The sequence below is a fragment of the Pseudokineococcus sp. 1T1Z-3 genome (genome assembly GCF_037482365.1).
In the GTDB taxonomy this organism is placed as follows: Bacteria; Actinomycetota; Actinomycetes; order Actinomycetales; family Quadrisphaeraceae; genus Pseudokineococcus.
Genome location: NZ_JBBHZF010000012.1, coordinates 118,512 through 138,099, shown reverse-complemented (window position 1 = coordinate 138,099; position 19,588 = coordinate 118,512). Strand labels below are relative to the sequence as shown.

Here is a 19,588-nt window from a genome sequence, read left to right as displayed (position 1 = left end):
GCGCGGCCGAGCGATCCCCCCGGTGACCGGGCACTCGGGTCGATGACGTGCCCGGCGCGGGGTAGGAAGCAGCGGTGAGCCACCCCTCGTCGTCCAGCAGCCCGGCCGGGTCGTCGTCGGCGCCGGGAGCTGGGCCCGTGGACCGCGTGCCCGCGCCGCTGCTCATGGCCGTCTCCATCGGCAGCGTGCAGTTCGGCAGCGCCTTCGCGAGCACGCTCTTCCCCTCGCTCGGCGCCCCTGGCGTGGTGCTGCTGCGGCTGCTGCTGGCCGGCGCCCTGCTCGCGGTGCTGCTGCGCCCGCGGGTGCACACGTGGTCGGCGGCGGCCCTCGGCGGCTGCGCGCTGCTCGGCGTCGCGATGGCCGGCATGAACGGGCTGTTCTACCTCTCCCTCGACCGGCTGCCGCTCGGCGTCGCCGTCTCGGTCGAGCTGCTCGGGCCGCTCGTGCTCTCGCTCGTGCAGGCGCGGCGGGCGCAGGACCTGCTGTGGTCCGGCCTCGCGCTGGCCGGCGTCGTGCTGCTGGGCGTGCGGGCGCTGGGTGACGGCGCCGACCTCGACCCGGTGGGGCTCGTGCTCGCCGCCTCGGCGGGGGCCTGCTGGGCCGGCTACATCCTCGCGAGCGCCCGGGTGGGCCGGCAGGTCCCCGGCACCGGCGGTCTCGCCGTGTCGCTGCTGGTCGGCGCGGTGCTCGTGGCGCCGTTCGGGCTGGGCGGCGCGCTCGTCGTGGTCGAGCGGCCGGGCCTCCTGCTCGTGGCGCTGGCCGTCGCCGTCCTGTCCTCGGTGGTGCCCTACGGCGCCGACATCGCGGCCCTGCGGCGCCTGCCGACCCGTGTCTTCGGGGTGCTCATGAGCCTGCAGCCGCTCGCGGCGGCCTTCGCGGGCCTCGTCGTGCTGCGGCAGGGGCTGGCCCCTGTCGAGCTCGTGGCGCTCGGGCTCGTCAGCGCCGCGAGCGCCGGCGTCGCGCTGAGCCGGCGCCGGGGCGACGTCACGCCCGCCCGTCCGGAGGACGTGTCGCGCACCACCTCCCGCAGAGGGCGCGGACGACGTCGCGCTCGTCTACGCTGACCAGGTAGTCAAGCGTTCACACATCTCGGCGCCCGGTGCGGGCGTCGCCCAGCACGCAGGAGGACCCATGGCCGAGACCAAGGTCGCGATCGTCTACTACTCGATGACGGGCACCGTCGACACGATGGCCCGCCGCCTCGCGGCGACCGCCGAAGGCCTGGGCGCCGAGGTGCGCCTGCGCGCCGTCGGCCGCGAGGACGCCGCCGGGGCTCCTGGCTCCGACGAGCGCCCGCAGGAGCCGACGGCCGACGACGTCGTCTGGGCCGACGTCGTCCTGCTCGGGACGCCGACGCGCTTCGGCAACGTGTCCGGCCGGCTCAAGACCTTCCTCGACACCCTCGGCGGCCCGTGGTCGCAGGGCCAGCTGGCGGACAAGGTCTACGCGGGCTTCACCTCCTCCCAGACGCTGCACGGCGGCCAGGAGGCGACGCTGCTCAACCTCTACACGACCATCCACCACTTCGGCGGCATCGTCGTGAGCCCCGGCTACACCGACGGCAGCAAGTTCGTCGACGGCAACCCCTACGGCGTCGGCCACGTCACCGGCGGCGGCAACGACGCACCCGTCGAGGACGTCACGAACACCGCCCTCGACCACCTGGTCACCCGGGCCGTCACGGTGAGCCGGCGCCTGACGAGCTGCGCACCACTGACGTCCCGCTCCGCTGATTCCGGGACGAGCCAGGAGCCGGCGGGGCACAGTGACCCCATGACCACCACGGCGCCCCCCACCCCCCGCGCGTCCGACCGCACGGAGACCAGCCTCCTGGGCGTCGTGGCGACCACCGCGGTCGCCCTCGTGGCGGGCCTGCTGTACGGGAGCGGGCTCTTCACCAGCGACATGTCCTTCCAGGACGGAGGAGGCTGGGCCGGCCTTGGGGTGCTGCTCGCAGTAGCGATGCTCCAGCTCGTGCCCATCGGAGGGATGGGCGCCGTCGTCATGCTCGTCCGACGGCGGCTCACGCTCGGGACGCCGGTGCTGGCCGTCGGCGTCGTCGTGCTGCTCGTGCTGGTGCTCACGATGCTCGCCGGCTTCGTCACGAGCGAGTCCTCGACGGCGGCGCTGCTCTTCGTGTTCCTGCCGTTCTACCTCGCGGCCGTCGTGCTGCTCACGCTCGGGCTCGCCGCCGGGTTGCACGCGCTCCGGCGACGCCGCCTGGGCGCCGCGTCCTGACCTGGCGCCGACCGGGGACGTGCAGCAGGGTGCTCAGCGCCTGATCACCCTGCTGCGCGTCCCCGGTCGGCGGGTCAGATCCAGATGGCCGGGTCGACGTCGTCCTCGGCCGCCGCGGCGGGGGCACGCTCGACGACGCGACCCGGGACGCCGACGACGACAGCACCCGCCGGCACGTCCTTGACGACGACGGCGTTGGCCCCCACCTGAGCACCCGCGCCCACGGTGATGGCGCCGAGGATCCGGGCGCCCGCCCCGACGGTCACGCCGTCGCCGAGCGTGGGGTGGCGCTTGCCCCGCTCGAGGCTGCGACCGCCGAGATTCACGCCGTTGTACATCATCACGTCGTCGCCGACCTCGGCCGTCTCGCCGATGACGACACCCATGCCGTGGTCGATGAAGAAGCGGCGGCCGATCTGCGCGCCGGGGTGGATCTCGACCCCCGTGACGGCCCGCGAGAGGTGAGAGAGGACGCGCGCCGCGAGCTTGCCGCCGGGCCGGCGCCACAGGCCGTGGCTGAGCCGGTGCACCCAGACGGCGTGCAGCCCCGGATAGGCGAGGAGCACCTCGGCCCGCCCCCGCGAGGCGGGGTCACGTCGCGCCGCCGTCTCCAGGTCCTCCCGCAGCCGGGTGCGCCAGCCGAGCGCCGCGCCGCTGGCGAGCGGGACGGACGCCGGGTCGGGCGCGACCCCCGCCGCGGTGGCCCTGCGGTGCTCGGCCGTCGTGCTCACGCTCGTCGTCACTCCATGAGGTCGCTGTAGAGGATCGTGGAGAGGTAGCGCTCGCCGAAGGACGGCACGATGACCACCACCGTCTTCCCCTCCATCTCGGGCCGCTGCGCGACCTGCACCGCGGCGAACAACGCCGAGCCCGAGGAGATGCCCGCGAGGATGCCCTCCTCGGCGGCGGCCCGACGGGCCCAGGTGACGGAGGTGTCGGCGTCGACGTCGACCACCTCGTCGTAGACGTCGGTGTCGAGGATCTCCGGCACGAAGTTGGCCCCGATCCCCTGGATCTTGTGGGGGCCGGGCTGGCCGCCGTTGAGGATCGGCGACTCGGCCGGCTCGACGCCGACGACCCGCAGGTCGGGGTTGTACTTCTTCAGCACCTGGCCGATCCCCGTGATGGTGCCGCCCGTGCCGATGCCGGCGACGACGGCGTCCACCTGGCCGTCCGTGTCCTCCCAGATCTCCTCGGCCGTCGTCGTCCGGTGGATCTCGGGGTTCGCCGCGTTGGCGAACTGGCGCGCCAGCACCGACCCCTCGGCGGAGGCCAGCTCCTCGGCCTTGGCGACCGCCCCGCGCATGCCCTCGCTGCCGGGGGTGAGCACCAGCTCGGCGCCGTAGGCGCGCAGCAGGGCGCGGCGCTCCCTGGACATCGTCTCGGGCATGGCGAGGGTGACCTGGTAGCCGCGGGCCGCGCCCGTCATCGCCAGGGCGATACCGGTGTTGCCGCTCGTCGCCTCGACGATGCGCCCGCCGGGCTTGAGCTCACCGGACTGCTCGGCGGCGTCGACCATGGCGACGCCGATGCGGTCCTTGACGCTGCTGGAGGGGTTGTAGAACTCCAGCTTGGCGACGACGCTCCCGCCCGCCCCGTCGGTGATCCGGTTGAGCCGCACGAGCGGGGTGCGCCCCACGAGCTTCGTCACGTCGTCGTAGATGGGCACGGGTCCTGCTCCTCAGGTCTTCGGCTGCACCGTGCCCTCGCGGGCGCGGTCTTCGGCTGCTGCCCGGCCCTCAATCGCGCCGAGGTGCCGGCCGACGAGCGTGCCAGACAATCCCGACCGGGACACTCGCCGTCGCCTCGGCACAACCCTGACCCGAGGCCCCGTGCTCCCCCACGGGCCGGCCGTCTCACGAGCTGGGACGCCGCCGGTGGCGGGGCGCAGGGGAACAGACCGGCGCGGCGGGCTGCTGTCCCGGACGAGCTGGTCACGCCGAGGTCACGACCTCGGTCACCGACCGGCGCACCACTGCAGCAGAGGCGAAGGAGAAGCACGGTGGCTGTTCCCACGATCACGCTGAACAACGGTGTCGCGATCCCCCAGCTCGGGTTCGGGGTGTTCCAGATCGAGCCGGAGAACACCGAGAAGGCCGTGCTGGAGGCGTTATCCGCCGGCTACCGCCACATCGACACGGCGCAGATGTACGGCAACGAGAAGCAGGTGGGCGAGGCGCTGGCCTCCAGCGACCTGCAGCGCTCGGACGTCTTCGTCACGAGCAAGCTGAACAACGGCTTCCACCGCCCCGACGACGCCCGCCGCGCGATGGACCAGACGCTGGCCGACCTCGGCACCGACCACGTGGACCTCTTCCTCGTCCACTGGCCGCTGCCCACGCGCTACGACGGCGACTACGTCTCGACGTGGAAGGTCATGGAGGAGTTCGCCGCCGACGGGCGGGCCCGCAGCGTCGGCGTCTCCAACTTCCAGGTCGACCACCTCGAGCGCCTCGCGAAGGAGTGCGACGTGGTGCCGGCGGTCAACCAGGTCGAGGTGCACCCGTACTTCACCAACGAGGCCGTCCGCGCCTACGGCAGCGAGCACGGCATCGCGACCGAGGCCTGGTCCCCCATCGCCCAGGGGGGCGTGCTGAAGGACGAGGTCATCACCGAGATCGCCGACCGCGTCGGCAAGTCCACCGCGCAGGTGACCCTGGCGTGGCACATCGCCCGCGGCGACATCATCTTCCCCAAGTCGGTGACGCCCGAGCGGGTGCGGGCCAACTTCGACATCTTCGACGTCGGCCTCACGGCCGAGGACGTCGAGCGCATCACCGCGCTGGACAAGGGCGAGGACGGGCGCACCGGCCCCCACCCCGACACCTTCGACATGATCCCCGGCTGACCAGCTCCGTGCAGGACCCGCTCGACCGGGTGGGCCCGTGCTGACCGGCGGGGACGGCGACGCGCTCGGCGTCGTCGTCCCCGCCGGTGGCGGCTCCAGGCGCCTGCGGCGCGACAAGCTGGCCGAGGACCTCGGCGGTCGCGACGTGCTCAGCCGCACCCTCGACGGCGTGCGGCAGGTGGCGCCCCGCTCGCCCGTCGTCGTCGTCGGACCGCCCGGCCGGGCCGCCCAGCTGGCCGCCGCCGGGCACGCCGACGTGACGGTGGTGCGCGAGGAGCCTGCCGGCGCGGGGCCGGCTGCCGCCGTGCTCGCGGGCGTCCGCGCCCTCGTCGGCGCGCCTGGGCTCGTCGGCGTCGTCCCCGGCGACGCCCCCTGGGCGGCGGCCGCCCTGCCGTCGCTGCGCACCGCCGTCCGGGACGGCGTCGTCGCCGCCGTGGCGCTGGCGCCGGACGGCCGCCGGCAGCACCTGGTGCTCGCCGCGCGGGCGCAGCACCTGGTACGGCTCGACCCGGCCGACCTCGTCGACGCGCCGGCGCGCGCGCTGCTCCAGTCGCTGGCGGCCCACCAGGTGGTGGAGGTCCCGGTCGCGGCGAGCGCGCTCCTCGACGTCGACGACGACGCCGGGCTGGCCGCCGCGCGGCGCCTCCTCGACGGCGTCAGCGCCACCACCGACGAGCCGACCGGTGCCTGACCCCTGCCATCCGACCTCTGACCGGGACACAATCCGGACATGCCCCCGCCCGTGGCGCAACGCAGCCCTCCGAGGCCCACCCCGGCGCCGTCCCCGAGCCGCAGCACGAGCCGGGGCACACCGCTCGTCATGGCCCCCCGCCGGGTGCTCCTGCTCGCCGGCGCCGCCCTGCTGCTGGTGCTCACCGCAGGCGCCGTCGCGGTGTCGGCCCCGCCCTGGCTCGCCCTCGCGGCGACGGCCGCCCCCACCACCGTGGCGCTCCTCTCCGTCGCCGTCCTCGTGCGGCGGGCCCGCCGTCCCCCCGAGCGCCCGCTGTGGGGGGTGGCGGCCGGCGCCGTCGCGGCGCTGACCCTCGTGTGCCTGCCCGGCCTCTCGCCGTCCCTGACGTCCGGGCGGGCGGCGACCACGACGACGGGGCTGGTGCTCGGGCTCGCCGCCCTCGTCGTCGCGCAGAAGCTGCTGCTGGCCGTGCGCCTGCGACCGACCGGGCTCTACGGGCACGCGGACCTCCTGGGCGGTGGCCTGTCCGGGCTCGCCCTCGTCTGGATGCTCTTCCTCGAGCCCGTGCGCACCGCCCTCGGCTGGTCCGCCCCGGCGACGGCCCTGCTGCTGCTGCCGCTGGCGATGGCGATGCTGTCCGCGTCCTTCGTGGTCGTCAGCACGAGCGTCAGCGGGGGCTGGCGCGACGCCCGCGTCCAGGTGGTCGTCGCCTCATCCCTCGTCATGCTGGTCTCGACGAGCGTGGTGGCCGCCACCATGGTCGCCGGGCTCGCGCTGGTCGACCTGCGGGTCCTGCTCAGCACGAGCGCCGCCGTCGTGGCCGTGCTGCTCGCCCTGGCCTCGGCCCTGCCGCGGCCGACGGCCGTGGTCCGGCGCGAGGAGGGCCAGCGCGTCGCCGTCATCGCACCGGTCGCCGTGACCCTCACCGGCACCGGCATCCTCCTTCTCGCGCAGGTGATCGACGTGCCGCTCGCCGCGTCGGTGGCCGCCGCCGCGGGCGTCGTCGTGACGCTGGGCAAGGTGGTGCTGCTGCTGAGCACCATCACCGCCTACCGGGACGCACGCCAGGACGCCGTCACCGACGAGCTCACCCAGCTGGGCAACCGCCGGGTGCTGGGCGACCACCTCGACCGCTCGCTCGTGGAGCCGACGTCCGTCCTCCTCGTCGACCTCGACCGCTTCAAGGCCCTCAACGACACCCGCGGGCACGCGCTCGGCGACGCGGTGCTGCGCAAGGTCGCCGGCCGCCTCGTCGCGGTCACCGGCTCCGGCAGCGGCCTCGTGCGCATCGGCGGCGACGAGTTCGCCGTCTGGCTCGCGGGGGACTCCGAGGTCGAGGCGCTGGAATCCGCCCGCCTCGTGCACCACGCCCTGGTCCTGCCCTACGAGGTCGACGGCACCGTCGTGGAGCTCGGCGCGAGCATCGGCGTCAGCACGAGCCCGGCGCAGGGGCCCGGCGGGCACCCGCTGCTGCACCGCGCCGACGCCGCCATGTACGTCGCCAAGCGCGACGGCGGTGGCGTGGCCCTGCACCGGGACGACCACGCTCCCCCGCGGGACGACCGACTCCCCAAGGACCACGGGCCTCTCCTGTAGGCCACCGGGCGAGGGCTGCCTCTCGCCCGCCGTGACCTCCGGCGGTACCACCGTCGGTGCTGCGTGCCATCGTGGCCGCGTGCGAGCGGTCGTGGTCACGCAGCCCGGAGGGGTCGACGCCCTGCGCGTCGCCGACGTGCCCGAGCCCGTGCCCGGCCCCGGCGAGGTGCTCCTCGACGTCGCCGCCGCCGGGGTCAACCGGGCCGACCTCCTGCAGCGGCAGGGGCACTACCCGCCGCCGCCCGGGGAGAGCCAGACGCTCGGGCTGGAGTGCTCGGGCGTCGTCACGGCGCTCGGTGACGGCGTCACGGGCTGGGCCGTCGGGGAGGAGGTCTGCGCCCTGCTCGCGGGCGGCGGGTACGCCGAGCGGGTCGTCGTCCCCGCCGGCCAGCTGCTGCCGGTGCCGCGCGGGGTGGGTCTCGTCGACGCCGCGGCACTGCCCGAGGTGGCGTGCACGGTCTGGTCCACCGTCTTCGAGGCCGCCGGGCTGCGCGCCGGCGAGCTGCTGCTCGTGCACGGCGGCAGCAGCGGTGTCGGCACCTTCGCCGTCCAGCTGGCCCGGGCGCGGGGCGCGCGCGTCGCCGTCACGGCCCGATCGGCGCGCAAGCTCGCGGCCTGCCGCGACCTCGGCGCGGAGATCCTCGTCGACCACACGAGGCAGGACTTCGTGGCGGCGGTGAAGGAGGCCACCGACGGGCGCGGGGCGGACGTCGTCCTCGACGTCGTGGGCGCGAAGTACCTGCGGCGCAACGTGTCCGTCCTGGCCACGGGTGGTCGTCTGGCCATCATCGGGATGCTGGGCGGCCGCACGGGCGAGCTGGACGTCGGCGCGCTGCTCGCCGCACGGGGAACCGTCCTCGCCACGTCGCTGCGGGCGCGGCCCCGGGCCGAGAAGGCAGCGGTCGTGGCGGCGGTCCGCCAGCACGTGTGGCCCCTCGTCGAGCAGGGGCGCGTGCGCCCCGTCGTCCACGCCCGGCTGCCGATGGACGACGTCGTCCGGGCGCACGAGACGCTCGAGGAGTCCTCGCACATCGGCAAGGTGCTGCTGCAGCCCGGGGGCGCGGGGCCCAGCCGCCGGTCGCCAGGCGTCGGCAGCACCGTCGAGGACCAGCGGACAGGAGAGGGTGCATGAGCGAGGCAGCGGACAGGGGCGAGCAGCGGCGCCAGGTCGTCGTCGTGACGCCGCAGGGCATGGGCGCGGCGGCGGCCGACGACGGGCCGCCGGCTCCCACCGAGCAGGTCGAGCGGCCCGACAAGGTGATGCGGATCGGCAGCATGGTCCGCCAGCTGCTGGAGGAGGTCCGCGGCGCACCGCTGGACGAGCAGGGCCGGGCGCGGCTGGCCGAGGTGCACCGGCGCTCGCTGGTCGAGCTGGAGGACGGTCTCGCCCCCGACCTCGTCCAGGAGCTGCGCCGCATCTCCTTGCCCTTCTCCGACGAGGCGCCGAGCGAGGCCGAGCTGCGCGTCGCCCAGGCCCAGCTGGTCGGCTGGCTGGAGGGTCTCTTCCACGGCATCCAGACCGCCGTGCTCGCCCAGCAGATGGCCGCCCGCGCCCAGCTCGACCAGATGCGTCGGGCGCTGCCCGGTGGCCCGGGGGCCGGGGGCCACGGCGGTCCGCACGGGTCGGCGCAGGCAGGTCAGCAGCCGGGGCAGGCGCACCCGGGGGCCGTGCCGCCCGGCTCCGCCGGCACCGGTCAATACCTGTAGGCGTGGCCGCCGCCGACCGTACGCCGCGACGCCCGCTGCTCGAGCGGCTCGTCCCCGGCCTGGCCCGGCGGCGGGACGAGCGCCGCCTGGAGCAAGCCCTGGGGGACGGGGTCTGGCGCCGGGCGCACGACCGTGTCCGGCGGTCCGTGGACCGCTACCACCAGGTGCTCGAGGGCATCGCCGCCGACGCGGCCCCGGGCGGCGACGACGTCGTCTTGGCGTTGGAGCGCACGGCCGGTGAGCTCGTCGCCGTGCTGGACCGGGTGGCCGCGCTGTGCGTCGCGGCGCAGCGGGTGGCGCCCAGCGCGGGTCTCGACGTCGTCCGCGTCCCGGCGTCGGCGGGCCTGCCGGACGAGCTGCACCGGCGGCTCTCGCGCGTCGGCACGTCGGTCGCCACCGCGGCGGAGGCCGCGACGATGACGCGGGTGAGCCTGCGCGGCGGGGAGGTCGCCGTCGCGGCCGACCGTGCTGCCGCCGCCGGTCGTGCGGCCGACCTGGCACGGCGCCACCTCGGCGACGGCTGAGCCGGACGCCGGGACCGGTCGGCGACGGCTCGGCCCTCCACCGCCCTCACCAGGGCGGGACGGCGACGAGCCGCCCGGCCGGCCTCAGCGCGGCGGGTCGTCGTCGCGGGTCACGTACTCCCGGCCGGGCTCGCCGTGGCGGCGGTAGCCGTCGCCGACGTCCTCGTTCGGCATCCCCGTCTTGCGGCGCACGTCGTCAGGGAGGTTGCGGTGGTCGGCGGGGCCGTAGAAGAAGGTGAACAAGCCGAGGACCCGGTCGCGCAGCCGCGTCGAGGTGGCCGGCTTGGGGGGCCCCTGCCCGTCGTCCTTGCGCCGCGAGCCGTCGGGCCTCTGCGCTGCACCGTCTGCTGCCATGGCTGCCCTCCCTCGAGCACGTGCGTACCGCGCCGTCGTCGGCGCAGCCGGCGGGGGCAGGGCCGACCGGACAAGTGCACCACCGCACGGCCTCTGGCGCGACGCGGCGAGGCCGCCGGTCACCCGGCGAGCAGCCCCTCGACGACGCGCGCGACGCCGTCGTCCGCGCACGCCGGCGCGACGTCGGTCGCCGCGGCGAGGGCCTCCGGGTGGCCACCGGCCATCGCGTAGCCACGCCCGGCCCACCGCAGCATCTCCACGTCGTTGGGCATGTCGCCGAAGGCGACGACGTCCTCGCGCGCCACCCCGAGCGACGCCGCGAGCGCAGCCAGCGTCGCCGCCTTGCTCACCCCGCGGGCGCTGACCTCGACCATCGGGCTCTCCGGGCCGGAGTGGGTGGGGTGCACGAGGCCGTCCAGCTCGGCGCGGGCGACGTCGAGCAGCTCCTGCGGCGTCCCCCGCTCACGGCGCACGAGCAGCTTCAGGACGACCGGGTCGGGGTCGAGCAGCTCGTCCAGCTCCCCGACGACGACCTCGCGCCCGCCGTCGTGACGGACGAGGTACCCCGGCTCGCGACGGAAGCCCGCCGACGTCTCGACCGCGACGGCGAGCCCGTCGAGGCGGCGACGCAGCCGCGCGACGGCCTCGAGGACGTCCGCCGCCGCGATGCCCTGCGCGGAGATCACCACTCGCCGTCCGGCGTCGTAGAGGACGGCACCGTTGGCGCAGATCGCCGTCCCCGTGTGCCCCGTCTGCTCCACGACCGGGTCGACCCACGCCACGGGGCGGCCGGTGACGAAGACCAGCCCCACCCCGGCGGCCCGGCAGGCCGCGATCGTCGCCAGCGTCCGCGGGGAGGCCACACCGCCCGGCGCGAGCAGGGTGCCGTCGAGGTCGCTCGCGACGAGCCGGACCCGGCCAGAGGGCGTCGGGGCGGGCGCACGCCCACCGGGCACCTCGGAGGTGCCCGCCGCCGTCGCCATGCCGCTCATCCTGCCGTGCCCCGCGCCGGCCCCGTCCTGGTGCCCGCACCCGTCCCTGGCCCCGTCCCCCCTCTGGCTCCCGGATGCGTCCGACCGACCCGCGCCGCAGGCTGCAGGGTGTGACCAAGACCACCCAGAACACCTTCCGCAACCCCGTCGACGCCTACGCGCAGCCGTCCTTCCCCGAGCAGGACCAGAGCGCGCCCGGCCTCGCCCAGGACATGTCCCCGACGCCGGACCACGGCGAGGACACCTACGTCGGCTCCGGCCGCCTCGCCGACCTCGTCGCCGTCGTCACGGGCGCCGACTCCGGCATCGGCCGCGCCGCCGCCATCGCCTACGCCCGCGAGGGCGCCGACGTCGTCCTGTCCTACCTGCCCTCGGAGGAGGAGGACGCCCAGCAGGTCGTCGCGCTCGTCGAGGCCGCCGGCCGCAAGGCCCTGGCGGTGCCCGGCGACCTCTCCCAGGAGGCCGCCAACCTCGAGCTCGTCGACAAGGCCGTCGAGGCCTTCGGGCGCATCGACGTCCTCGCCGTCGTCGCCGGCAAGCAGACGGCGGTCGAGGACATCGCCGACCTCACGACCGAGCAGTTCGACGAGACCTTCCGCACCAACGTCCACGGGCTCTTCTGGGTCGTGAAGGCCGCGCTGCCGCACATGCGCCCGGGCGCCAGCATCATCACGACGTCGTCCGTGCAGGCCTACCAGCCCTCGCCGTCGCTGCTGGACTACGCCCCGACGAAGTCGGCCATCAACACCTTCAGCAAGGCGCTCGCCCAGCAGCTCGCGCCGAAGGGCATCCGCGTCAACGTCGTGGCCCCGGGGCCCTTCTGGACGGCGCTGCAGGTCTCCGGCGGCCAGCCGCCGCAGGCGCGCCCGGAGTTCGGCGGGCAGGCCCCGCTCGCCCGTCCCGGCCAGCCGGCGGAGCTCGCCGCCACCTACGTGCACCTGGCGGCGCCCGAGTCCAGCTACACGACCGGCGCGACCATCTCGGTCACAGGCGGCATGCCCACCCCCTGAGCCTGGCCCACCCGCGAGGCCCCGACGTCCGCGGACGTCGGGCCTCGCGGGTCTGCAGGGCCAGCGGCAGGGCTCAGCCGGCGACGGCGCCGGCCTGGCCCGCGGCGAGGTCGCGGCCGTAGACGTCGAGCAGCCCGTTGGTGTCACCGGTCACCAGGGGCAGCACCGTGCCGACGAGCACCCGGTGGGCGTCCAGCACGAGGACGGCGCCGTACTCCGCCGGCGAGACGGCGCCGGCCCGGGCGGGTGCCACCGCGCCGTCCGCCCGGGAGGTCACGAGCCGGAGCTCCCCGGTGCCCAGGTCTCGGCGGTAGTGGTCGGTGTGCTTGTTGGTGTCGGCTGGGAGCAGGGCGGCCGCCGTCGAGACGAAGCCGTACCGGCCGGTCGGGTCCAGCCCCAGCTGGTGCTCCCACGCCGCGACCTGCCCGGTGCCGAGCGGTGCGAGCGCCCCGGTGAGCAGGTCCTTTCGGTAGGCCAGCCCCGTCGACCCGCTGGTCCTCGGCGCCGCCGGCCGGGCCGCGCTGCTGAAGGCGACGTACCGGCCGTCGTCGCTGACGGCCACGTCACCGGTGTCCCGGAACACCGAAACCTCGACCGGCGTGGTCGCACCCGGTGGCGTCATCGTCGAGGCGACGACCAGGCCGCCACCCCGCAGGTCCTTGCGCAGCAGCACCAGCGGCCGTCCCGACGCCTGGGCGGGGAAGAGCGCCCAGCGCCCGTCCGGGGTGATCTCCAGCGCGGGGCCCGTCGCCCTCCACGGCGTCTCGGCGCCGCCCTCGGCGACCGACACCCGGGTCACCGCGCCCGTGCCCATGTCCTTGGCGAAGACGTCGGCCGCCCCGTTGCGGTCCCCGGGCACGAGGTCTGCGCGCTCGGAGAGAAAGAGGACGGTCCGGCCGTCGGCGCTCAGCGCGAGACCGGGGCTGCGGGCGTAGACCGAGGAACCGGTCGGCAGGGACACGCCGGCGACGGTCCGGGAGACCGCGCCCGAGGCCGGGACGCTGACGAGCTCCCACGCCCCCGTCGTCAGGTCGAGCCGGTAGGCGTCCAGCAGGGAGTTCGTGTCGGCCGGCACGAGCCGCGCCGTCGTGGACAGGACGAGGTGGCGCCCGTCCGCGCTGATCTCCACCGCGCTGGCGTTCGTCGAGTCGGTCGAGGTCGAGCGCCACGACGCGGGCAGAGGGGCGACCCGGCGGCTGGTCCCGGCGACCCTGTCGACCAGGTACAGCTCGGCGGCGGCGTTGGTGTCCTCGGGGTCGAGCCGCGCGGGCGTGCTGACGACGACCCAGCGTCCGTCCCGGGTCGCCGCGAGCCCGGCACCCGTCGCCGTGCCGGAGCCGGTGGCGGGGGGCGCCGTCGGCGCGAAGGGCGGCGGGCCGAGCGGGCCGGGCGTGACCCGCACCGAGACCCCGGCCGACACCTGGCCCACCGCGTCGACGGCGACGACGACCAGCTCGACCTCCGCGCCTGGCTCCAGCCCGCTGACGAGGACGCGGTTGGCGTCGGCGCCCCCGGCGGGCGCCACGGCGACGACCTGGCCGTCGCGCACCACGCGGTGCTCGACGACGTCGTCCTCCGGCGCGCTCGCCCAGGTGACCTCCGCGGCCCCTGGGCGGGCGGAGGCGGCGACGCTGGTGGGGGCCCAGGGGACGTCGTCGCGCGGGACGCCGCCGACGGCGGCGTGGGGGGCGGAGACGTTGCCCGCCGCGTCCACGGCCAGGACGGTGACGTCGTAGCGGCGTCCCCCGGTCAGGCCCGTCAGCCGCAGCGACGTCGACCCGGCGCCGACGTCGCCGGCCGGGGCGCCGTCGAGCAGCACCCGGTAGCGGGCGGCGTCGTCGACGCCCTCCCACGTGACCTGCAGCCCCCGGTCCAGCGCGGTGACGGCCGTGCCCGTCACGACGGCGGGCGGCGTCCGGTCGACCGGGACCACGTCGACGGGCGCAGAGGCCGGTGAGGCGTTGCCGTGCCCGTCGACGGCCACGAGGGCGTAGGTGTAGGTGCGTCCCACCTGCAGACCTGTCGCCGTCCACGCGGTCGTGCCCGCCGGCAGCGAGGCGACGAGCTGGCCGTCCTGCAGGACGCGGACGACGGCGAGGTCGGCATCGGGACCCGGGTCCCACGTGAGAGTGGCGCTCTCGTCACCGGGCGTGGCGACCAGGCCGGTGGGCACCGCGGGCGCCGTCAGGTCCGTCGGGGTGGCCGAGACCGCCGGCGAGGGCTGCGAGGCGTTGCCGCGTGCGTCGACCGCGACGAGGGCGTAGGCGTAGGCCTGGTCGTTGACGAGGCCGGTGTCGGTGAAGCTCGTGCGCTCGGGCGGCAGGGACGTGACCTGCCGGCCGTCGCGCAGCACGCGGGTGGAGACCCGGTCGGTGTCGGCGGTCGCGTCCCACGTCAGGGCGACCCTCGCGTCGCCGCGAGCGGCGGCGAGCCCGGTCGGCACCGGCGGTGGGGTGAGGTCGCGCGGCGTGCCCTGGACGCCCGAGGAGCGTGCGGACTCGTTGCCGTTCCGGTCCCGTGCGCTCACCTGGACCGTGTAGCTGCGGTCGTTGACGAGCCCCTCCAGCCGGGCGGAGGTCGTCCCGGCGGCGACGGTCCTGACCAGCGCGCCGTCCAGGTGCACGCGGTAGTCCCGCAGGTCGTTGTCCCGCACGGCGCCCCAGCGCACGTCGAGGGCACCGTCGGCCGTGGTCACCGTCACGTCGGCCGGGACAGCCGGGGGGGTGCGGTCGAAGATCCCGCCGAGGACCAGCTCGACCTGCAGCGGCGCGGGCGCCACCGCGGTGCCCGTCCCCGCTGCGCCGCCGGCGGGCACCGACGCGAACGCCGCCGTCACGACGGCGACGACCGCCGCGGCGACGAGCGAGCCGCGGCCGGTGGGTCGAGCTGGGGCGCTCACGCCTCCCTCGTCGGTCGGCGAGCCGGCGACGGCACCCTCGCCGGGACCGGATCACCCGGTCGGCGCACGGGCTCCCGCGCCGTCCCGCCCCCGGGAACGGCTCGAAGACGCCCCCGAGAGGCACCCCGAGACGACTCAGGACCGGCTCGGCGGGGCCACGTCGCCGGCTCAGCGGGGCAGCGACTCCAGCACGGTGACGACGCCGTCCTCGAGCACCGTGCCGGTCACCTCGTCGGCCGCCTGCTGGACCTCGGCGGGCGCCTGGCCCATCGCCACGCCGCGGGCGGCCCAGGCGAGCATCTCCAGGTCGTTGCGCCCGTCCCCGACGGCCAGCGTGTGCGCGGCGTCGACGCCGAGCCGCTGCCGGACCACCTCCAGCGCGCTGGCCTTGCTGACGCCGTCGGGAGCCAGGTCGAGCCACGCCGACCAGCCGACCGAGTAGTTGACGCCCTTCATGCCCACCCGGGCGGTGATCTCCAGGAAGTCCTCGGGCGTGTGGTCGGGGCTGCGGACGACGACGCGGCAGGCCGGCGCGGACAGCAGCTCCTCGAAGCTCACGTGCTCGATGCGGCCGGTCAGCTCGCCCTCGGGGAAGGGTCCGGCGACCCTGAAGCCGACGCCGACGTCCTCGACGGCGAAGGCCGCCGTCGGCAGGTCGCGCACCAGCAGACGCAGCACCGGCCCGGGGTCAAAGCGGACGACGTCGGTCACCTCGTGCCCGCCGGGCAGCTGCGGGTCCACCTGCACCGTGACGGCACCGTTGCTGCAGACCATGGGGGCGACGTAGGGCTTGACGCTCGCGTCTTCGGGCCCGTCGGGGGCGGTGAGGCCGAGCCACCCGAGGACGGGCGCGGCGCTGTCGAGAGAGCGCCCCGTCGCGATGACGACGTGGTGGCCGGCCGCGACGACGGCGTGCACGGCGTCACGGACGGCAGGGGTCAACACCTCGTCGTGGTCGACGAGCGTGCCGTCGACGTCGAGAGCCACGAGCCAACGCATGCCCGTGACAGTACGGGGACGCCCGACACGGCGCGGGTGCCGACCGGGTGACGGGCGCGGGGCGAGCGGTCAGCCGTCCGGTGGCGCGCGGGCGACAGCCGAGCGGCCGTCGAGCCGCCGCTCGGCATCCACCTGATCGACACCGGCCCGACCGCGGGCGTCCACCGGGGGCCGATGGGGTCTGGCCATGCCTCCTCTCCGGTCCGTCGCCGCCCTCGCCACCGCCCTGGGGACGACCGCCATGGCCGCGCCGCTGGGCGTCGCCGCGCTCGCGCCGTCGGCTGCCGGCACCACGGCGAGCCCCGCGACCGCCGGTGCCGCCGCCGGCCAGCTCGGCCCGGTCGCCGCGGACGTGGTCGCGGACGACGCCGCGCTCCGGCTGTCGGTGCTGGGGCGCTACTCCAGCGGCAGCTTCGGGCAGTCGGCCGCCGAGATCGTCACGCACGACCCGGGCTCGCAGCGGGTCTTCGTCGTCAACGCGCTGAACAACCGCCTCGACGTCCTCGATGCGTCCGACCCCAGCGCACCGGTGCTGGCCACGACGGTGGCCTTCGACGAGGGCGAGGTGCCGAACTCGGTGGACGTGCGCGCCGACGGGCTGCTCGCCGTCGCCGTCGAGGCGCCCGTCAAGACCGACCGCGGCCGGCTCGTGCTGCTCGACGGGCGCGCCGAGCAGCCCGAGGAGCTGCGGTCGGTGCGCGTCGGCGCGCTGCCCGACATGGTCACGTGGACCCCGGACGGGCGGAAGGCGCTGGTCGCCAACGAGGGCGAGCCGGCCGCGCCCGGTGACGACGGCGTCGAGGACGCCCCCGAGGTGCCCGGGTACGCGGCCGACCCGGTGGGCTCGGTGAGCGTCGTCACGGTCGTCGCCCGCGGTGGCGACCTCGACCGGCTGCGGGTGCGCAGCCGCACCGCCGGCTTCGAGCGCTTCGAGCCTCGCCGGGAGGCGCTGGTCGCCGCAGGCCTGCGGCTGACCGGGCCCGACGAGCGCTCCCGCACGCTGGCCCGCAACCTGGAGCCGGAGTACGTCACCGTCGCCGAGGACGGCCGGACGGCGTGGGTCTCGTTGCAGGAGAACAACGCCCTGGCCGAGGTGGACCTCGTGCGCGACCAGGTCCGGGCGATCCTGCCGCTCGACCGGGTCGACCACTCGGTCCCCGGGCAGGGCATCGACCCCTCCGACCGGGACGGCGTCGCGGACGTCCGCACCGTGCCGGTGACGGGGATCGAGATGCCCGACTCGATCGCCTCGTACACGGCCGCGGACGGCGAGACCTACGTCGTCACGGCCAACGAGGGCGACGCCCGCGCCTGGGGCGACGAGGACACCTGGCGCGAGACCGGCGGGTTCTTCGACGAGGTCCGCGGCAACGACCTGGGCGAGGACGGTTTCCCGCCGGTGTGCGCGAGCTCCCCCGCCGCCGACCTCATGGGCAACCGGGACCTGGGCCGCCTCGTCGTCAGCTGGCCCGACGGGCTGTCCGCCGACGGCTCGTGCGTGCAGGACGTGCACGCCTTCGGCGCCCGCTCGATATCGGTCGTGGACACGACGGGAGCGACGGTGTGGAGCTCGGGGTCCAGCTTCGAGGACCTCACCGCAGCGGCGCTGCCCGATGTCTTCAACAGCAACCACGAGGAGGTGGCCTTCGACAACCGCAGCGACAACAAGGGCCCCGAGCCCGAGGGCGTCACGGTCGAGCAGGTGACGACGGCGTCCGGGGAGGAGCGCACGTACTCCTTCACCGGCTTCGAGCGGGTCGGCGGGGTGGTCGTGCACGACGTGACGGACCCCCGCGACGTCCGCTTCGTGCAGTACCTCAACCCGCGGGACTTCTCCGTGGACACCGCGGTGGACGACGACGGCAATCCGCCCGAGGGCTGGGAGGCCGCCGGCGACCTCGGCCCCGAGGGCCTCGCCTTCGTCGCCGCGCAGGACAGCCCGCTGCCCGGGGTGCCGCTGCTCGTCGTCGGCAACGAGGTCAGCGGCACGACGACCTTCTTCCGGGTCGACACGCTGGGCTGAGACCTCGTCGGCTCGTCGCGGGGCTCCCGACGGGCCGCGACGCCCGACACGGTGCTTGCCTCGTGCGACCCGGTGCTGCGGAAGGCGGCCCTGGGCGTCTGCGGTGGCCGGCTCAGCCCCGGCGCGCGTTGTAGACGGTGGCGCCGCTCGCGTCGACGGCGACGCGGTAGGCCCGGAAGGTGTCGAGGGCCTCCTCGCGGAGGACGTCCTGGACGACGTCGACGCCCCGCGCGCGGAGCTGCTCGGCCCAGTCCTCGCGCATCGGGCCCTCGTCGAAGGTCGTCAGCTCCTCCAGCTCGGGTCCGTCCCCGGCGACGACGAGGGCCCGGACGCCCGACCACAGCGTGGCGCCGTAGCACTGCACGCAGGGACGCCAGTTGACGACGAGCTCGTGGGCGGGCATCGCCGGCGCCCCCAGGTCCCAGGTGCCCACCGCCTGCTGCGCGGTGCCCAGCGCGACGACCTCGGCGTGGGCGGAGGAGACGCCGGACGCGAGCACCACGTTGACGCCCACCGAGACCACGCGCCCCGTCCCCGTCTCCGCGACCAGCGCGGCGAAGGGACCACCGTGTCCCTCGCGCCAGTTCCGGTCGGCGAGCCGGTGCACCAGCGCCATCCGCTCCTCCCGCGTCGGGAGGACGTCCGGGACCTCGCGCACCTCCGCCTCCACCCAGGCCGGCAGCGAGATGCTGTACCCGCGGCTGGCGAGCCTCATGCCGGTCCTCCTGACGCTGCGGCAGACGGGGGTGGGGTCGACGTCATCCGGTGTCGGCCTCCCGCTCGTGCTCCAGGGCGTCGGCGACGACGTGCGCCACGTGCTCGTCGACGACCTCGTAGGTGACGCTGCGCCCGTCGCGCCGACCGCGGACGAGCCGGGCCTGCCGCAGCACGCGCAGGTGCTGGGAGACCAGCGGCTGGGGCACACCGAGGTCCTCGGCGAGGTCCCCGACCGAGGCGGGCGCCTGCGCCAGCCGCTGCACCAGGGCCAGGCGACGGGGCGAGGCGAGCGTGGCGAACAGCTCCGCCGTCCGCTCGTAGACCCCCTCGCTGACGACGTCCTCGGAGGTCACCTCGCGACCGTACGTGCGCACGTCCGCACGCGTCCATCGCCGGGGCCGGCGACGACCTTTCGGGCGTCGCACGACGACCCCGCACCCGGCGCGACGACTCGGGGCGGGGTCGGGGCACGTACCGGTCCGGCTCAGTGCCGTTGGGTCTCAGTGCTCGTCGTAGTGCCCGTCGTGGGCGGCGTGACGGTGGGCGCCGTGGACGTAGTCCACGTGGTCGCCGTGCTCGACGGTCTCGTGGCCGCAGCCCTCGCCGTGCTCGTGGTCGTGGGCGCCGTCGACGACGTGGGCCTCGACCGGGTGCTCGTCGTAGTGGCCGTCGTGGCCGGAGTGCGCGTGGCCGTCGTGCAGGTAGTCCACGTGGTCGCCGTGCGGGACGACGGCGTGGCCGCAGTCGGGGGCGTGCACGTGGTCGTGGTCGACGTGGGTGTCGTGCTCGTGGGTGAGGGCGCTCATGGGTGCTCCTGGGGTCTCGTCGTGCGGTCACCGCCGGTCGGTGACCAGCTCCGTCACGAACGCCACCATAGGTGCGCACGTGCGCATGTGTCGACCCTGGCGAGAGGGCGACGCCGTGACCAGCGCCTCGGCGGCGCCGTCGCACCCTGCATGCGCAGCGCAGCTGCAGCTGCTGCGCCGCAGG

General features: G+C 75.7%; 18 protein-coding genes and 1 pseudogene. 10 read left to right on the top strand and 9 right to left on the bottom strand.

What is annotated here, in order from left to right; genetic code table 11:
- Nucleotides 1–137 precede the first annotated feature (137 nt).
- Nucleotides 138–1,064 carry an EamA family transporter gene (locus tag WDV86_RS04035; protein WP_339566314.1) on the top strand — a complete coding sequence of 309 codons (927 nt, stop codon included), beginning with the start codon at nucleotides 138–140 and terminating at the stop codon, nucleotides 1,062–1,064.
- A gap of 67 nt (nucleotides 1,065–1,131) precedes the next feature.
- Nucleotides 1,132–1,698: pseudogene (locus WDV86_RS16195) on the top strand (flavodoxin family protein); the annotation flags it as partial.
- A 614-nt stretch (nucleotides 1,699–2,312) separates the two neighbouring features.
- Here WDV86_RS16195 and cysE read toward each other — a convergent pair.
- Both cysE and cysK read right to left on the bottom strand, forming a co-directional pair.
- Nucleotides 2,313–2,864 (bottom strand): serine O-acetyltransferase, encoded by a 552-nt coding sequence (cysE, locus tag WDV86_RS04025; protein WP_445262934.1) that lies wholly within the window; start codon nucleotides 2,862–2,864, stop codon nucleotides 2,313–2,315.
- Nucleotides 2,865–2,977: 113 nt separating this feature from the next.
- Nucleotides 2,978–3,907: a cysteine synthase A gene (cysK, locus tag WDV86_RS04020; RefSeq protein ID WP_339566311.1), complete on the bottom strand. Its 930-nt coding sequence runs from the start codon at nucleotides 3,905–3,907 to the stop codon at nucleotides 2,978–2,980.
- Nucleotides 3,908–4,240: 333 nt separating this feature from the next.
- On the opposite strand from cysK, the gene WDV86_RS04015 reads away from it, so the two are divergent.
- The 6 genes from WDV86_RS04015 (at nucleotide 4,241) to WDV86_RS03990 (ending at nucleotide 9,604) form a co-directional block, all read left to right on the top strand.
- Nucleotides 4,241–5,086: an aldo/keto reductase gene (locus WDV86_RS04015; RefSeq protein ID WP_339566310.1), complete on the top strand. Its 846-nt coding sequence runs from the start codon at nucleotides 4,241–4,243 to the stop codon at nucleotides 5,084–5,086.
- Between the two features lie 37 nt (nucleotides 5,087–5,123).
- A complete protein-coding gene (locus WDV86_RS04010) occupies nucleotides 5,124–5,777 on the top strand; it encodes an NTP transferase domain-containing protein (RefSeq protein WP_339566309.1) in 654 nt (217 codons plus the stop codon).
- A gap of 39 nt (nucleotides 5,778–5,816) precedes the next feature.
- Complete coding sequence (locus WDV86_RS04005; RefSeq protein WP_339566308.1) at nucleotides 5,817–7,373, top strand: GGDEF domain-containing protein; 1,557 nt, start codon at nucleotides 5,817–5,819, stop codon at nucleotides 7,371–7,373.
- A 79-nt stretch (nucleotides 7,374–7,452) separates the two neighbouring features.
- Entirely contained in the window at nucleotides 7,453–8,505 is a 1,053-nt protein-coding gene (locus WDV86_RS04000; RefSeq protein WP_339566307.1) for an NAD(P)H-quinone oxidoreductase, read from the top strand.
- On the top strand, nucleotides 8,502–9,080 hold the full coding sequence (locus WDV86_RS03995; protein WP_339566306.1) for a bacterial proteasome activator family protein: 579 nt from the start codon (nucleotides 8,502–8,504) through the stop codon (nucleotides 9,078–9,080). Before WDV86_RS04000 ends, WDV86_RS03995 begins: the two co-directional genes overlap by 4 nt.
- A 2-nt stretch (nucleotides 9,081–9,082) precedes the next feature.
- Nucleotides 9,083–9,604 carry a hypothetical protein gene (locus WDV86_RS03990; RefSeq protein WP_339566305.1) on the top strand — a complete coding sequence of 174 codons (522 nt, stop codon included), beginning with the start codon at nucleotides 9,083–9,085 and terminating at the stop codon, nucleotides 9,602–9,604.
- A gap of 84 nt (nucleotides 9,605–9,688) precedes the next feature.
- Here the strand turns inward: WDV86_RS03990 and WDV86_RS03985 are convergent, their stop codons facing one another.
- The gene (locus WDV86_RS03985; protein WP_339566304.1) at nucleotides 9,689–9,958 is read right to left on the bottom strand and encodes a hypothetical protein; all 270 of its coding nucleotides are present in this window, start codon (nucleotides 9,956–9,958) and stop codon (nucleotides 9,689–9,691) included.
- A 119-nt stretch (nucleotides 9,959–10,077) separates the two neighbouring features.
- Nucleotides 10,078–10,941 carry an HAD family hydrolase gene (locus tag WDV86_RS03980; protein WP_339566303.1) on the bottom strand — a complete coding sequence of 288 codons (864 nt, stop codon included), beginning with the start codon at nucleotides 10,939–10,941 and terminating at the stop codon, nucleotides 10,078–10,080.
- Nucleotides 10,942–11,024: 83 nt separating this feature from the next.
- On the opposite strand from WDV86_RS03980, the gene WDV86_RS03975 reads away from it, so the two are divergent.
- Entirely contained in the window at nucleotides 11,025–11,960 is a 936-nt protein-coding gene (locus WDV86_RS03975) for an SDR family oxidoreductase (RefSeq protein ID WP_445262926.1), read from the top strand.
- Between the two features lie 73 nt (nucleotides 11,961–12,033).
- Here the strand turns inward: WDV86_RS03975 and WDV86_RS03970 are convergent, their stop codons facing one another.
- Both WDV86_RS03970 and WDV86_RS03965 read right to left on the bottom strand, forming a co-directional pair.
- Nucleotides 12,034–14,859 carry a fibronectin type III domain-containing protein gene (locus WDV86_RS03970; RefSeq protein WP_339566301.1) on the bottom strand — a complete coding sequence of 942 codons (2,826 nt, stop codon included), beginning with the start codon at nucleotides 14,857–14,859 and terminating at the stop codon, nucleotides 12,034–12,036.
- Between the two features lie 168 nt (nucleotides 14,860–15,027).
- Nucleotides 15,028–15,858 (bottom strand): HAD family hydrolase, encoded by an 831-nt coding sequence (locus tag WDV86_RS03965; RefSeq protein WP_339566300.1) that lies wholly within the window; start codon nucleotides 15,856–15,858, stop codon nucleotides 15,028–15,030.
- A 187-nt stretch (nucleotides 15,859–16,045) separates the two neighbouring features.
- On the opposite strand from WDV86_RS03965, the gene WDV86_RS03960 reads away from it, so the two are divergent.
- Entirely contained in the window at nucleotides 16,046–17,881 is a 1,836-nt protein-coding gene (locus WDV86_RS03960) for a choice-of-anchor I family protein (RefSeq protein ID WP_339566299.1), read from the top strand.
- 112 nt (nucleotides 17,882–17,993) lie between these two features.
- Here WDV86_RS03960 and WDV86_RS03955 read toward each other — a convergent pair whose 3' ends face one another.
- The 3 genes from WDV86_RS03955 to WDV86_RS03945 all read right to left on the bottom strand — a co-directional run bounded on the left by WDV86_RS03955 (nucleotide 17,994) and on the right by WDV86_RS03945 (nucleotide 19,404).
- Nucleotides 17,994–18,596: a nucleoside deaminase gene (locus WDV86_RS03955; protein WP_339566298.1), complete on the bottom strand. Its 603-nt coding sequence runs from the start codon at nucleotides 18,594–18,596 to the stop codon at nucleotides 17,994–17,996.
- Nucleotides 18,597–18,639: 43 nt separating this feature from the next.
- On the bottom strand, nucleotides 18,640–18,951 hold the full coding sequence (locus tag WDV86_RS03950; protein WP_339566297.1) for an ArsR/SmtB family transcription factor: 312 nt from the start codon (nucleotides 18,949–18,951) through the stop codon (nucleotides 18,640–18,642).
- A gap of 147 nt (nucleotides 18,952–19,098) precedes the next feature.
- On the bottom strand, nucleotides 19,099–19,404 hold the full coding sequence (locus tag WDV86_RS03945) for a hypothetical protein (RefSeq protein ID WP_339566296.1): 306 nt from the start codon (nucleotides 19,402–19,404) through the stop codon (nucleotides 19,099–19,101).
- Nucleotides 19,405–19,588 lie beyond the last annotated feature (184 nt).